Below are 15307 nucleotides of genomic sequence, written 5' to 3'. Positions count from 1 at the left end.
TTCACTCCCCTAACATACTATTCCCATTCCTTACAGATCTCTGCAACCTGTTATACTCTAGCTCTAATACTTCTTTACCAAGTGGCGTTAACTCATAGCACTTCTTTCTATCTGTAGAGGCAACTTCAACTATTAACTTCTCTTTTAGTAACTTCGTCGTATTCCCGTATAAAGTACCTGGACCGAGCTTTACTTCTCCATTTGTCATCGCTTCTACCATTTGCATAATTCCGTAACCGTGCATTGGCTTCACTAATGACAACAATATGTAATATGTCGCTTCAGTTAACGGAATATATTTTTGCGCTTTCACATTCATTATAACTACCTCCGATACATCGCCTTCTGATATATCGAATTACGATACATCGTATACCGATATTATATATTCACATTACGAAATATGCAAGGTTATAATTTAATAACCTAATATTTATTTCTTTGAATTAAAAAATCATATAAATTTTCTGAAAAATTTGTTAAAATATAGAAATATCCGTTTATATTTTGAAAGGAATGATACATATGATAAATAAATTGAAAGAAAACATAGGGTTAGTTTTTGTCGGTAAAGAAAATGTTATTGATCTATTACTCGTTTCATTGCTTGCTGATGGACATGTACTACTTGAAGACGTGCCTGGCACCGGGAAAACATTACTAGCAAAAACAATTTCTAAAAGCATTGGTGGTAATTTTTCTCGCGTTCAATTTACCCCTGATGTACTTCCGAGTGATGTGACAGGTATTGAATATTTCAATCCAAAAACGAGTGAATTCGAGTTAAGACTTGGGCCAGTTATGACTAATATTTTGCTTGCGGATGAAATTAACCGTGCTATGCCTAGAACACAGTCTAGTTTATTAGAATCGATGGAAGAACGACAAGTAACGCTTGAAAAACAGTCTACTCCTCTTCCGAAACCGTTCTTTGTTATTGCGACGCAAAATCCAATTGAATCACAAGGAACTTTCCCTCTTCCAGATGCACAGCTTGATCGCTTTTTAATGACAATTTCAATTGGTTATCCGGATCCTGAAGATGAGTTAAAAATGATGCGTCGTTTCCGTAACGATACACCGTTAGAAAGCGTCAAATCTGTTATTTCTTTAGAAGACATTTTAGAAGCACAGAAACGAGTAAAAGAAATTTTCGTATCAGAACCGTTAGAACATTACATTATTAAACTTGCTCACGCTACAAGAAATCATGATTACATCGCTAATGGTGTAAGCCCGCGTGCCACACTCGCTTTAGTGCGTGCAGTTCAAGCACTAGCCTTTTTACGCGACAGAGAATATTGCACTCCTGAAGATATACAATTTTTAGTTCCTTCTGTTTGGAATCATCGTATCGTCTTATCAATGGAAGGGGCATTACGCACGACAAAAAATGAAATTATACAAAGAATTCTAAAAGAAGTTGACGTACCAGTGGAGATTGAACAAACATGAATGGACAGCGTGTTGTAACTGTACCTTTATTTTTCCAACTCCATATTATTCAACTAACTGTCCCAGGCGCTATACTATTTACATTTTTTATGCCACAACGAATCATTATGTTTCTCTTTTTCTTCTATTATTTATTTGCGATTTTCATTTATAAATATGTCGCTTACATAGAGAAAACATTTGAAGTCGTAAATGAGAAACAAACTACTCGGCTTTTTACTAATGAATCTGGGCAGTTTTTTATTCATTTAAAAAATGGAGCAAATATACCGCTCGTTAACGGTGTTTGTTATTTTCATTTAAATCCGTCACTACTACCACAAAAAGATCAAGGAATTGAACAAATATCAAAAACACTATTCTCTTTCCCGTTTTCACAACCTGCTCATTCGGCGCAAAAGTGGGATTTAACATTAACCGCAACGAAACGTGGTGTGTTTCAAATTGAACAGTTCGAATGTGTCTTGAAAGATCCTTTTCATCTTTTAACTGTACATTTGCCCATTTTTGATAAATTGAGGACTGAAATTATTGTGTACCCTTCTCCTAAAGAAGTAGCAGGTTTGCAAGAACTTCAGCAACTTTTAACCGGATCTTATCGAACGAATTTTTCTTTTTACAATGATGAAACATCTATTATCGGTGTTAAACGATATGAACGTGAGTCTTTCCGTTCTATTCATTGGAAAGCATCTGCTAAAATGCAAGAATTACAGGCGAAGCAATATGAACCTGTAAAAAATTATAGTTGGACGATTTGTCTTTCATTAGCTGCTGATCGCGGATTTGGTTGGAAAGATAATATAGAAGACCTTATTTCATTTGCAACATACATTTGTCAATACGCAACGAAGCATCAAATACCGTTTGAACTATTTATTAGTGTATTAGCTGAAGGTGGTCCTCTGCACTTACCATTAAACGAAGGGCAAACACATTACGGAATATCTTTAGAGGAATTAGCGCGTATTTCAGATGATAGTACGTTACTTCCGAAACAAGGATTTCTTCATTATGTAACGAGAAAAAGAGAACGATCGTCTACAATGATATACATTGGTTTACAGAGAAATGAACTCCCTCTTCTCTCTCAGCCTACGTTTCTCATTAATAACGAAGGGATGGTGGAAAAGCTTGAAAACTTGGCTTTATCACGTTAATGACTTTATTCTGCTGCTCCTCCTTTCGTTATTAACGGAAAGAGATGAACTCATCGGCATTGCTATATTTTTAGCAACAGGCTATATTGGAGTATTTCTTATCCATAAACTAATGAAGAAAAAAACAACAGGTTTTGTCATACTGTTAATTACTCAAATAATCGGTTGTTCTCTCTTTCTCTCTTTCTCTCTATTTGGCACAATAATGTTACCGCTTTTCTTCTTTATCGTACATGTAATCGGACCAGGATATCCAGTTCAAAAATCATTAGGCGGTATTGTTTGGTTTAGTATTTCAGCCGTATTTTATGCGCCCTTTCCACCTTTGTGGAAACTGTTACTGTTAGTTATACACATAATGATTACATTTTGGTTAACCGGGGCAAATCGTAATCAGCAGTTATTACGTTTCGCGTCTCTTATTACGATTGGAATAATTAGTGCTTTCCTCATTCCTATTTTCCCATACATTCGGCTTCTTTTTTCTTATACCGTACAAGTAGTTGCTTTAGGATTTGGATACGCCATTAATCCGTTATTTTCGGCAGCTGAATCAAAAGAAACAGACGATTTTTGGTCGAATAAAGGAAATTTAAAAGATCCTCAAATTAAGGATGAATTTGGACATCGTTCTTTTGATCCAACCCTTATAAATAGTATTACAATATTAGTTTGTACAGTCATCGCTTTTTACGTCGTTTGGAAAATAATAAAAAAACGAAAACAATTAAGTTTACCAAATATCTCTGCCTTCGAATCTACTATTATCACTGATAAAGAAGGAATGAGTTTAAAACATTTTAAACGAAACAAACCGCCACATAATGAAATTCGAAAAGAAATTTTTAAACTGGAGAGTAAATTAACTCCTCCTTTAAATAGAAAAAGAGGAGAAACTGTTGAAGCATGGTTAGAAAGAATAAATAGTGAAGAAGATGTAAATATTCAGAGTCATATTATTGTAAATGCTTATAATACAGTACGTTATTCAAATAGTGAGGATATGATGCTACTTCAGGAATTTAAGGAAGAGATTCATAAGCTTTATTTGTATCAGAAGAATTTGAAGAAAAGAAAGAAATAACATAACAAAAAAAGACTCCTATTTTCATAGGAGTCTTTTTATACTTCTACGTTACTTTTTAAATTGAAGCATTTTTCCCTGCTTCAATTTCTAACGACTCTTCATGCCACCAAAGTGTTTCTTCAGGGTCTTCTTTTGCAATCTGGTGTGCTTCTTTTTTCGATTCTACTGTAGGATATGAACCTTTTAGTGCACGTCCTGAAGTTGTAACGAATAATACACTAAATACGACTAATCCAATAATACTTACACCTGCTAAATAAAATGCCGGTGCAAGCGGGTTACCGGTTGCATGAACTAAGTATGAACATACGAGCGGTGTTGTTCCACCGAATATCGATACAGAAATATTAAATGAGATCGAAAGCGCTCGATAACGTACATCGGTGAAAAATAGTGATGGTAATAATGAAGGTAATGTTCCTTCATATACACTTAGGAAGAATCCTAATACGAAAATACCTGCAAATATAGCTGCAATATGTCCGTTACCTATTAGTAAAAATGCTGGAATTGCAAATACTGTTAAACCAAGTAAACCAATTTGCACGACGCGTTTATTACCAATTTTATCACTTAATTTACCGAAATAAAGTGCTAGCGGAATCATAAGTGCCATCGTAATAGAAATAATTAATAAGCCAGTTGTTTCTTTGACTTTAAGTACTTGAGTTAGATAAGAAGGAATATACGAAAGAATCATGTAATTCGTAATATTAAAGAAGGCGACAATTACTGTGCTTAATAAGAAGTCTTTTTTGTGATATTTTAATATATCCATAAATGAAAATTGTTCGTTGTCTTCAGATTCCTCTTGTGCTTTTTCCATCTCTTCAAAGATGGGAGATTCATCTAAATGACGGCGTAAATATAAACCGACCAAACCAATTGGTGCAGCTATTAAGAAAGGAATACGCCAGCCCCAGCTGAGCATTTGCTCATCTGTTAACAATAACGTCAAAATGGTAACAATTACCGATGCAGCAATGTAACCTGAGAGTGTTCCAATTTCAAGACCACTACCGAGTATACCACGCTTTTTATCTGGAGAAGATTCTGCGATATAAACCATTGCTCCTGAATATTCGCCGCCTGTAGAGAAGCCTTGAATCATTCGGGCAACTAAAAGTAGTATTGGTGCCCATACACCAATTTGTTCATAGGTTGGTAGTAATGCGATGAATAATGTAGAAAGTGCCATTAAAATAATAGTAGTACTTAACACGATTTTTCGGCCGTACTTATCTCCTATTCTACCAAAGAATACACCTCCGATTGGTCGAACGAGAAAGGCCACTGCAAAAGTAGCAAATGTAAGTACAAGTTGCAATCCACTATTATCAACACCTGAGAAGAATAATTGACTTAAGATAACCGCTAAATACGCGTATAATCCGAAGTCAAACCACTCCATTGCATTCCCTATACCAGTAGCAACTACTGCTTTCCTGGCTTGTTTAGGATTGACAATATTAACGTCTTGAGGTTCAAAATTTAAATCATTATTTTGTTGCATATAATAAATCAGCTCCTTTTTTAATTTAACTTCTTTAAGCACACCTTCTCTTATTGAATAAAATTAATTCGAAGCACTTAAGGAAAATCAACGTCTCCTTGTCTGTTATTATTATTTCACATAATTAATTATTTGTCCAATTAAATGCTCTTTTTGTATAAATTTACACCCTATTTAACTTTTTATAAAATAAAGTTTAGGCTATATAATATATACCTTTACACTACAAATGAACCTTTCATTTATTTATATTTATAACGTTTCTATAATTGCTTCCTATAACTTAGAAACCAGTAACTTTTACTAAAGATTTGCATATATTTAAAAAGTGAACTCATTAGCTCGAATTCTGTTTTATTACATTCAACTATAATATTATTATAGTTTTAAAGGAGGCTATTTTATGTTGGAAATAATACTTTCACTTACTACTGTTTCTTTTCTCTTAATTATTTCTGGATTTTTCATTACCTTAAAACAATATAAAGAAATTAAAAATATAAAGACTATATTAACTACAAAAGAAGAAAATGAGAAAACTCCATCCGAAAACTCCATCCCTCTGCAATTAGACCTTAGCGTTCTCAATAATTTACTCGCTTCTGGAATAAATAAAGGTTCTAATACAAGTAAAGAAAATTGTGAGTCTAATAAAACTAAATGATTGTTATGCTTATAACAAAAAGAAAATGTATCTCCTCTTTTATCTAATCTTATTAACAACTACCACTGATTAAAAAGGAGACTGCTTATGTGTAAAAATCCAATTTCTATTATTATCCCCATACAACATAAAATAAAAAATTTACCTAAAATTTTGAAAGCATGTGAACAACTACAACCTTTTGAAATTATCCTTACTATTATTAGTAGTGTCGATGATTCTATTGATATTGCGCGATCTTACAATTGTGAAATTATTACACTAAAAGAGCCGATAGAATCTACTAATTGTTATGTAATTGGTGCAAAAAAAGCAAAGGGAGAGTACCTCTTATTTTTAGATGAAAATTACATTATTCACGCCTCCTCACTTATACAATTTCTTCAACCGTTACTAAATGGATTTGCTGACGTCGTATTAAATAATTTAGATGATTTTTTTTATCAAAAACAACAGCCAAATTTAGCAATGATTTGGCAGCAAGTTACGAATCATTTTTTTCATCGTCCAGATTTAAATGTTAACTCCTTATTATTTCCTCCCTATGCAATGACAAAAGAAGTACTTGAGGTAATTACTTCAGATAGTTTATCAAATCCAATATTGGCACAAATGAAAATTATTGAACATAAATTTCGGATTTGCGATCAATTAAAAATTTCTATCCCTCAAGTTCCCTCTTTTCCTTCAACTCAACTCATTCATTATCATCTTGCAGCCATTGCAAATTGGATCAATCTAGTGCGAGATCAAAGAGGAAACTATACCGATTGTAATCGAAATCGTGATATTATTTTAGGGCTTCAAAACGGTGAACCAAAATACATCCCAAAAATAATTACAGGTAAAGAGTTTTATTCAAATACTTATGGAGATAAGCAATTATCAGTTATTATCCCTGTTCAAAATGAAGAAAAAACGATAGAATCTGTCATTTTTGAGGTACAGAAATTAAAACCTTTTGAAATTATCGTTATTGTTAATGGATCAACAGATAAAACAGAGGCATTGGCGAAGGGTTGCGGTGCAACAGTTATAAGTTACGAAGAAGCACTTGGAAATGATACGGGACGTGCTGTCGGTGCCTTTTTTGCAAAAGGTGAAATACTATTATTTGTAGATGGAGATTTCTTAATTTCTAGTTATGATTTATTACCATTTGTACAATCTATTCAAAATGGCACGGACTTAGCTTTAAATAAACTAGAGTACTACTATATGTATCGTCTACCGTATTCTATCGTCACCGCATGTAAATATGCTATCAACTTAGCATGTAATCGGAAAGATTTAGGTATGGGATCCACAATTGCTGTCCCTCATGCTTTTAGTCGAAAATGCATTCATACAATTGGGTTTGATTCACTTCTTTCACCAACCTTAAGTCAAGTTAAAACAATTTTAGCAGGCTTTCATGTACAAAATGTCCATTCTGTCGACGTTGATAAATTGAATCGTGTTCGACCTGAAAAACACTTCTCTGAGGAAAGTTCCCTTTCATTAGCAACACAACAAATCATTGGCGATCATATAGAAGCAATTTCTTACCTCATCGAACAAAAAAGAGGTAAAGAGTGCTTTTAATTATACATCCTACCTACTAAATAATATATTATCTCATTTTTAATATATGACAGAATAAAAAAGATGGGTTGTAACCATCTTTTTTATTTTTACATTAGATCAAAAGAAAAGTAGCAGGCAGGCTTTTCATTTCTGTATCTTTCTTAAGAAGTTTGAAAAGAGAGGCTTGTTAATGAAGAGTCAACACTTAAATCATCTTTTAGTGCAATTGAGAAACATGCAACTAATGGTAAAGTAATAACAATTGATCCACTAGGACTAATTACAATTGTAGGACTTGTCCCACATGTGCCCCCACAATCCACTTCTGCATCAATTCCACTACCAGGGGTAATTGTAATTTTAAGACACACATCTAAACAAACATTATTCGTAGTACATGCCATAACTCTCCCTCCTTTCTCTTAACAATATATGCAGTTTATCGAATTTAGACACGACTCTCCTACTAAATTTTATAAATCAGCTGCTATTTTCTTATCAGTTTTATATATGTTTAATTTATTATTAAACTAGATAAATTAATTAATAAATTCAGATCATCTTTTACTGAAATAGAAATACATGCGGTAAATGGTATGACATTAAAATTAGATGAAAATTCATAATTGCACCTTAGAGATATTTCTGCCCCAACATTTGGATAGACCTTAATTTCTAAATACATATTAAAACACCTTTTATTGATGTAAGAAAAGGTGTTCCCTCCTTACTTGCATCTGATATTAAGTTATATAGAACTTATCGTTACTTCTTTATTTATTTTTTACTTGATATACTTAAAATAAGTTAAAATAAAAAAGTAAAAACCTCTTCATGTATTTTAAGAAGTTTTTACTTTTCACTTACACCTGAACCAAAATGGTAACTTTTTTAAATTTTGTTTTCATTCCAATACTCAACTTATACTCTATCCGTTGCTATTCCACGCCTATTAATAATAGTAGCTTCCAAATTAAAATAAATCTTTAAAATCCCTATTCTTAAGTAAATAAGAAAGCCCTTCTACATGATCGCCGGTAATTCTCAATACAGCTGGTGGATGTCCTACTGTTGCAAAGTGCTCATTTGGACGAATACGATTTGGTTTCATTACATCTACAAAATGGACACATTCGACTTTATACCCTTCTAATATTGCCTTTACTTGCGCAACACACGCTGTGTGAAGAGTGTCCCAGCCAATTCCCTCTAAACATTTTCTACTAATAGCATGGGGAACAGCAATTGTAGATCCCACTCCTAAATCTTTACGGTTACAAGCAATATTCAACATATATTTATATAAATTTACAATATATAGGGGAAATCTAAGATTTAAATTTAAATCGTTTAAAGCTATATCAACACCATCCGTAACAGCCTGTGTTAACGGATGAAGATCTTTTGCTGGAATAGCAAAATCAGCATCAATAAAGAGAAGTATATCCCCTGTGGCTTCTTGTGCACCAATTGCCCGTCCTACATCATGCCCTAATGCTTCTTGATAAACAATTACGGTTGCCCCTAATTGCTTAGCAATTACTTCTGTCCGATCTGTTGACCCATTAATGACAACAATTATTTCTTTCGGTTCAACTTTTCTTGCCTCAAGAATAACTTCTTTAATCGTCGCTTCTTCATTTTGTGCTGGTATAATAATTGATAACTGTTTCCCATTATAAATCGATGAATTCATACCCCATCCTTTATGAAAACTTGAATAATTCTTTTGTTTTTTTAGTTGCTCTATAATTTCTCTTTTTCTTCCTCCATCTGTATAGTTACCTCTAGCATTTTTTCGTTGTAACCAACTTTCCAAAGCTTTTATGTTCTCTTTAATCTCACATACTTGTAATTTAGTTAATTGATTTTTATAGAAAGAGGTTTTGTTTGCGGTTATATTATTCAAAGAGGTGTTAGTGATGGCTGACGAGGATTGTAGTCGCCACCCTTTCTCAATAAGGGTGATTTGGGAAAGAACTGGATTTTGCAAGGTGTCATATTCAATGTCTTCAATTGCTTTTTTAGTCATAGCATATGGCATAGATAACATCGAATCATATTTTAAATCCATACGCCCCAATACATCATTTACTATTTTTCTATACACCATAGCAATACTTGGCCATTCTACTCTCACCTTTTCAAAACATACGGAGTCTATGTTATTCAAGATTACATCCTGTTCCTTTTTCAGTAGTGGTTCTATAAATCGTTCTAATTCTACCGAAAAAATAACATCTTCTCCATTTAAAAATAAAATTACATCTCCATTAGCGATTTTCGCCCCATGAACTGGTACTTTCCATTTATTTTTCTCTTCAATAACAACAACGTTACTCTCAACAAATGTAGGTATGGATTGTATCGCACTCATTCTATCATCAGCTACAATGATAATTTCTAATGGTTTTATATGGTGCAATTTGTTTAAAATTTGATTCAATTTCGATTTTTCTTCTCCTAAAACTATAACGACTGACAGTGCCACTTCTTTTTGTTCTTTTTTTACAGTCTGATTAGGCTTTACTTTTTTTATATATTCAATTGTTTCACTCTTACCTACAGCTGCATGCCCTGCTTTTTTATCGAAATATAAGTCTATTACAATTTGATTTACTTCTGTATCTTTATCCAGTTGTTCTAATTCAAAAATGAATGGTATTAAATGATTTTGCACATCAAATTCACACGCGAAATTTTGCAAAAAATAAATATTCGGTACATATTTAATGTGATTAAAAAATTTCACAACATTAATTCTTTCGCCAAATTTCTCCTCAACTTCTTCTCTTGATAAACCTGGATAAGACAAATCGAAAACTAGATTTATTGGTACAGGTATCCATTTTAATAAATTTGTTTGAGGATTATTAATTAAAACTGTGGAGCCCTTAACGAATCCAGCTAAAATTAAAGACATAAACCCTCCCCCGGAACTGCCATAAAACAACACATTTTTCGAATCAATATTTAACTTTGTAAATAATATTTCTAAAATATTTGCTATATCTTGTAAGTAAAATCTATCTAACTCCCCTTGTCCCCAACCTAAAGATAATTTTCCAAGATATAATGTAGGATCATTATAATATATAACAGTATCTTCAAACTCTTCCATCCAAGAATGTCTATGAAAAATAGGTGGACCAATTGGCTGTTCTTGAAATCCACCTGCTCCGGATCCAAAAACAATAGTGTTAGAAGCACCCGGCTTAATACGAATTAAAAATTCATACGTTACTTTACCCCAATCAACCTTGAGTATAAATGGTTCTGTAGTTTGAAAATCCATTTGCCATAATTCTTCATATGAAATGTTAATTTTTTTGTATTGGTCTAACAGTTTAATCACCCTTTCCATCTATTTCAAGGTGTTCTATTAAGTAAGAGAGAGCTTCAACGTGATCACCAATTATTCTTAATACCGCTGGAGGATGTCCATTATGACTTACATTCTCCATTAAACGAATTCTATTCGGTTTTACAACATCAACGTAATGTACACATTCTACTCTATACCCTTGTAATATAGCTTTTACTTGTGCAAGACTAGGGCATAGTAAACTTTCCCAGCCTATTGCATCTAAACATGATCTACTCATAGCATGTGGAATCGCTACTAATGAGCCATTACTTAATTCTGGACGATTATATGCTAAATTAAGCATATACTTTACGACGTCTACAACATAAAACGGAGGATTTAACATCGGATTCAAATCATTTAATGCTATGTCTACACCAGCTGAAACTGCTTTTGTAAAGTGATGCAAATTACTTCCTGAAACACTAAAATCACCATCAATAAATAAAAGAATATCTCCTGTAGCTTCAAGCGCTCCAATAGCACGTCCAACATTATGACCAAGTCGTTCGTTATATTCAATAATAGTAGCACCAAGTCTTTTAGCAATATTGGCCGTTTGATCTGTCGAACCATTTACAACGACAATTATTTCTAGCGGTTCTATTTTTCTTGCCTCAAGTATTACTTGTTCTATAGTCTCTTCTTCATTTTGCACTGGTATAATGACAGATAGTTGTTTCCCGTCATAAATTGAAGAATGCATTCCCCAACCTCGATGATACGAAGGATACTGCTTGCTTTCACCTAATCTTTGAATAATATCTCTTCTTTTTCCTGCATCAGTAAACCCTACTCTTCTTCCTTTTTTCTCTATCCATTTAGAAATACCGATTAAATATTTTTCCACTTTCTCTTTTTCATTTTCTGATAATTCTTTTTTTAATAAATACCCTTCTTCTTCTAACATTTCATCTTCAGATAACGTTTTTATTGCATATTGATCGTTAATCCGCCAGCCTTGATTCACTATGTTCATATGGGCTAGAACGATATCTTTTATATAACCAAAGCCGATATTTACCACTACTTCTTTCGTAAGTGCATATGGTAATGAAAATATTGAATTGCTTTTTAAATCTGGTCGACATAAAATTTCATTTAACATTTTTCTCCAAACAATATCCATATTTGGACATTTACCAACTTCGATAAATTTATCTATTTTGTTTAATACTACATCAGCCTGATTTGTAATGACTGGCTCAATAAAATTCTTCATTTCATTTGAAGATAATAAAGAATTACTATCTACAAATAACAATACATCTCCTTTTGCTACCTTTACAGAAGCTTCATACCCATCATAATACGTACTATATTTATCCATCAAAACAATATGGCATTTATGTTTCTTTGCTATTTCATACAAATTACTTCTATCGTTAGGAACTAAAATTATAATTTCAAGAGGATTTAGCTTCCATATAGATTGAATTGATTCTTCTAATATTTGCGCTCTTTCACTATACAAAATAATAACCGTTAACGATTTCACTACACTCCCCCTTTGCACATCATGTGACATAAAATATTAATACCATTTCCTATGAATTTGCTACTTTATTAACATATTCAACAGTGAATTATACTGTGTAAAAACAACCGTCTATTTTTGAAAATATAAGTTCTACACTCGCTTCCTTCCTCTTATCATTGTGTGTTACAACAATCCCCATTTAAAAACAAAAAAAGCCCTAATTTCTTTAGGACTCTTTTAAACTAATTTATCAATATTATTAATTTTACATACTACCTTTTTCCATGTTATACCGCGATCTTTTGTATTAAATATTTCTTTTTTATTACACGCCCAACCTTTACGCCGATTAAAAAAATGCAAACAAAATACATTTTTTAACAATGGATTACTTGATACTTTGATCCATTTTGATTCTTTTTTTATTATTTGATACACACTTCCATTTTCACTATTTATAACCCAGCCATAATAGGAACTAAAAAACGAAACAGCCACTTTACTAGTATTTATTGTTTTATTTGAAATATGCCACGAATTCCCCTTATCAAATGAGTAATTCATTAAAAATTTGTCATCATTCATTTTAGTTGGTATTACTAATAGGTTATTTTTATAGATTGCTTTATAAGCCATAGCAGTCCCAGTATTAATTCCTTCAAGACTTGGAATATCTTTTATAGCTTGCCAACTTTCCCCACCATTTATTGTTTTAAATACCGTTGATGTTTCATATTGTTTTTGTAATGAAATAAATCCGACTAAATCGTTTATAAATGTTGTCCCTGAAATACTATCACTAATACTTATATTTTTTATTACTTTCCAAGCTTTCCCTTTCATTTTCAAATAGTATAAATTATGTTCAAATTTATTTGATGCAAGCTTTCTAGATAATACAATCCATATACTATCCATATTCGTAGCATGCAATTGCACTTGAACATCAGTCGATTTCTCCCAATCTTCTTCAACCGGTAAAATAAACTCACTCCATCTTTCCCCTCTATTAACTGTATAAAATATAGCTGGCAATAAATTGTCATTCGTTTTTGTTAAACCATATGCCCAAGAGCTTCGAGCATTTATTGGATATACAAATAATACAATTGAATTTAGAGGATTAACAACATCCCATTCTACTCCTCCGTTTCGAGTATATAAGATGGCTTGCTTTTTATTTGCATATTGAATACCAGCCCAACCATATTTATCCGTTCTCATTTGTAAAGAAGTAAATTGAATATCATTATTTTCCAATATATCACCTCATTCTTATTTTATATATATTCGTATGCTATTATTTTCAAAACGTTCTATCACTCGTTGTTAGTACCACTCGTTTTATCTACTATCTTTATATTTACTTTCTCTTTTCTTCAACAGTAAAATATCATTCAATCATGTATCAAATATAATGAAATTCCTTCTATTTTTTTCGTTATCATTTACCAACAACTGTATTTTACAAAATTCAACTATAAAAAATGCACCCCAATTGTAAAACTATTTTTAACAATTAGAGTGCGCTTTATATAAAATTTAGCTTTTAACTTTTAAGCACTTACTACAGCAGCAACTTTATCCATACAAGAAATAAATTGAGTAATAAATGCATCAATTTCTTCTTTTTTAATTATATATGGAGGAAGTAAACGGATGATGTTCCCTTGTGTAACATCAACTAACATCCCTTTCTCCATTAGCTCTACCTGTAATTTCTTTACATTTTCATTCGTATCATTCAAACTAATTCCAAACATCATACCAGCATGGCGTACTTCCTGAATATAATAAGAATTTTCTTTCTGAATTTCTTGCAATTTATCATTTAGATAGTGTGACGTTTCATACGCTTCTTGCATTAAACCATCGTCAATCAATGTGTTTAATACCGTTAACCCTAAAGCCGTTCCCATTGAAGAATGAGCAAACGTTGTGCCGTGATCTCCTGGTGCAAATACATCACATAATTTTTCACCTACAATAATGCCGCCAAGCGGTATCCCGCCTCCTGCTCCCTTACCAATTTGAATAATATCCGGAGTAATATTGAAATTTTGATAAGCAAATAGTTTACCAGTTCTCCCCATACCACTTTGAACTTCATCAACGATAAGAATGACATTATATTTTTCACATAAGTTTTGAACACCATGTAAATATTCACTTGATAAAGGATATATCCCCCCGCTTCCTAACACTGGCTCTAGCATAATCGCAATTGGATTTTCTTTAACAATTGTTTCTTCTAATTGTCCTATATTCTCGCGCTCTACTTCATATACAGGAATCGATGTTTTAGGGAAATTTTGATATACACTTTCTTGTCTCGTAAAATGAAGTGCTCCTAACGTACGCCCGTGGAAACTATTCTTCAACACTACGATTCCTTCACGTTCCTCATGCGTATTAGCTCTATATTTATCAATTAATTTCAACGTTGTTTCTGTCGCTTCCGTACCTGAGTTTGTAAAAAAGACTTTTCCGTTTTTTAAAGAGCAATCAACTAATTTCTTTGCATATTCAATCGCAACTGGATTTAAAAAATGAAATGGAAGATGCAATGATTTCGTAACTTGTTCCATTGTCGTTTGCACGATTTTCGGATGGTTATACCCTAATACGTTCACTCCGACACCAGAAAATAAGTCTACATACTCTTTACCATCCACATCATAAAGCTTGCACCCTTCTCCTCTTTCTATCGCAACCTTCGTACGACAGTAAGTAGGCATCATATATTCTTTATCTAATTGAAACCAATCCGACATTTTAAATTCCTCCTAGTTATTTTCCCTGTTTATTTCTGTTCATTCTCTATAAAGTCATGTATAAATTCATTTTTAAGATTGAAATTTTAATTGTTATTTTCTTCCCGATATTCATTTTTCCATAATTTCTTCTATTTCAACAGGTCCACTACATACACGTTTTTTTCATCTAGCGGTCTGTTACTAGTTTGGACTTTGCGTGTCATACATAATCAAGGCTATGAAATCATATTTAGTAACA

At 32.5% G+C, this 15307-nt stretch carries 12 protein-coding genes; 5 read left to right on the top strand and 7 right to left on the bottom strand.

The features are described from left to right. Position 1: 1 nt before the first annotated feature. Complete coding sequence (locus QEP67_RS12810) at positions 2-319, bottom strand: PadR family transcriptional regulator (protein ID WP_064473314.1); 318 nt, start codon at positions 317-319, stop codon at positions 2-4. Positions 320-525: 206 nt separating this feature from the next. Here QEP67_RS12810 and QEP67_RS12805 point away from each other — a divergent pair, with 206 nt between their 5' ends. From QEP67_RS12805 to QEP67_RS12795, 3 genes are read left to right on the top strand one after another with little or no spacing between them, the layout of a single operon-like run. Next, positions 526-1455: a MoxR family ATPase gene (locus QEP67_RS12805; RefSeq protein ID WP_000608758.1), complete on the top strand. Its 930-nt coding sequence runs from the start codon at positions 526-528 to the stop codon at positions 1453-1455. Beyond that, on the top strand, positions 1452-2615 hold the full coding sequence (locus QEP67_RS12800) for a DUF58 domain-containing protein (RefSeq protein ID WP_001014379.1): 1164 nt from the start codon (positions 1452-1454) through the stop codon (positions 2613-2615). The genes QEP67_RS12805 and QEP67_RS12800 overlap by 4 nt, the downstream gene beginning before the upstream one ends. Continuing rightward, a complete protein-coding gene (locus QEP67_RS12795; RefSeq protein ID WP_064449482.1) occupies positions 2590-3699 on the top strand; it encodes a DUF4018 domain-containing protein in 1110 nt (369 codons plus the stop codon). Before QEP67_RS12800 ends, QEP67_RS12795 begins: the two co-directional genes overlap by 26 nt. 58 nt (positions 3700-3757) lie before the next feature. Here QEP67_RS12795 and QEP67_RS12790 read toward each other — a convergent pair whose 3' ends face one another. Next, positions 3758-5215, bottom strand: coding sequence for an MFS transporter (locus tag QEP67_RS12790; protein ID WP_001186936.1), 1458 nt, complete (start codon positions 5213-5215; stop codon positions 3758-3760). A gap of 403 nt (positions 5216-5618) precedes the next feature. Here QEP67_RS12790 and QEP67_RS12785 point away from each other — a divergent pair, with 403 nt between their 5' ends. Both QEP67_RS12785 and QEP67_RS12780 read left to right on the top strand, forming a co-directional pair. Further along, positions 5619-5879 carry a hypothetical protein gene (locus QEP67_RS12785; RefSeq protein ID WP_000889749.1) on the top strand — a complete coding sequence of 87 codons (261 nt, stop codon included), beginning with the start codon at positions 5619-5621 and terminating at the stop codon, positions 5877-5879. Between the two features lie 87 nt (positions 5880-5966). Then, the gene (locus QEP67_RS12780) at positions 5967-7463 is read left to right on the top strand and encodes a glycosyltransferase (protein ID WP_061673305.1); all 1497 of its coding nucleotides are present in this window, start codon (positions 5967-5969) and stop codon (positions 7461-7463) included. A 143-nt stretch (positions 7464-7606) separates the two neighbouring features. On the opposite strand, the gene QEP67_RS12775 is transcribed toward QEP67_RS12780, so the two are convergent. The 5 genes from QEP67_RS12775 to QEP67_RS12755 all read right to left on the bottom strand — a co-directional run bounded on the left by QEP67_RS12775 (position 7607) and on the right by QEP67_RS12755 (position 15066). Continuing rightward, on the bottom strand, positions 7607-7849 hold the full coding sequence (locus QEP67_RS12775) for a hypothetical protein (protein ID WP_000752472.1): 243 nt from the start codon (positions 7847-7849) through the stop codon (positions 7607-7609). Between the two features lie 569 nt (positions 7850-8418). Beyond that, on the bottom strand, positions 8419-10740 hold the full coding sequence (locus QEP67_RS12770) for a glycosyltransferase (protein WP_122974091.1): 2322 nt from the start codon (positions 10738-10740) through the stop codon (positions 8419-8421). A 52-nt stretch (positions 10741-10792) separates the two neighbouring features. Next, positions 10793-12310 carry a glycosyltransferase gene (locus QEP67_RS12765; RefSeq protein ID WP_098056997.1) on the bottom strand — a complete coding sequence of 506 codons (1518 nt, stop codon included), beginning with the start codon at positions 12308-12310 and terminating at the stop codon, positions 10793-10795. A 219-nt stretch (positions 12311-12529) separates the two neighbouring features. Continuing rightward, entirely contained in the window at positions 12530-13552 is a 1023-nt protein-coding gene (locus QEP67_RS12760; protein WP_353706603.1) for a hypothetical protein, read from the bottom strand. Positions 13553-13848: 296 nt separating this feature from the next. Beyond that, entirely contained in the window at positions 13849-15066 is a 1218-nt protein-coding gene (locus tag QEP67_RS12755; protein WP_064473318.1) for an aminotransferase class III-fold pyridoxal phosphate-dependent enzyme, read from the bottom strand. Positions 15067-15307: the final 241 nt, after the last annotated feature.

Origin of the sequence: Bacillus cereus group sp. MS39 (assembly GCF_040448665.1) — a bacterium.
GTDB lineage: Bacteria > Bacillota > Bacilli > Bacillales > Bacillaceae_G > Bacillus_A > Bacillus_A wiedmannii.
The sequence above is the reverse complement of the archived record's forward strand: the minus strand, read 5'-3'. Positions and strand labels throughout refer to the sequence as shown.

Excerpts from the sequence above, each read along its gene's own strand:
- QEP67_RS12805 (WP_000608758.1), top strand. The coding sequence starts at position 526 with ATGATAAATAAATTGAAAGAAAACATAGGGTTAGTTTTTGTCGGTAAA.
- QEP67_RS12785 (WP_000889749.1), top strand. The coding sequence starts at position 5,619 with ATGTTGGAAATAATACTTTCACTTACTACTGTTTCTTTTCTCTTAATT.
- QEP67_RS12790 (WP_001186936.1), bottom strand. The coding sequence starts at position 5,215 with ATGCAACAAAATAATGATTTAAATTTTGAACCTCAAGACGTTAATATT.
- QEP67_RS12800 (WP_001014379.1), top strand. The coding sequence starts at position 1,452 with ATGAATGGACAGCGTGTTGTAACTGTACCTTTATTTTTCCAACTCCAT.
- QEP67_RS12780 (WP_061673305.1), top strand. The coding sequence starts at position 5,967 with ATGTGTAAAAATCCAATTTCTATTATTATCCCCATACAACATAAAATA.
- QEP67_RS12770 (WP_122974091.1), bottom strand. The coding sequence starts at position 10,740 with ATGGATTTTCAAACTACAGAACCATTTATACTCAAGGTTGATTGGGGT.
- QEP67_RS12755 (WP_064473318.1), bottom strand. The coding sequence starts at position 15,066 with ATGTCGGATTGGTTTCAATTAGATAAAGAATATATGATGCCTACTTAC.
- QEP67_RS12775 (WP_000752472.1), bottom strand. The coding sequence starts at position 7,849 with ATGGCATGTACTACGAATAATGTTTGTTTAGATGTGTGTCTTAAAATT.
- QEP67_RS12810 (WP_064473314.1), bottom strand. The coding sequence starts at position 319 with ATGAATGTGAAAGCGCAAAAATATATTCCGTTAACTGAAGCGACATAT.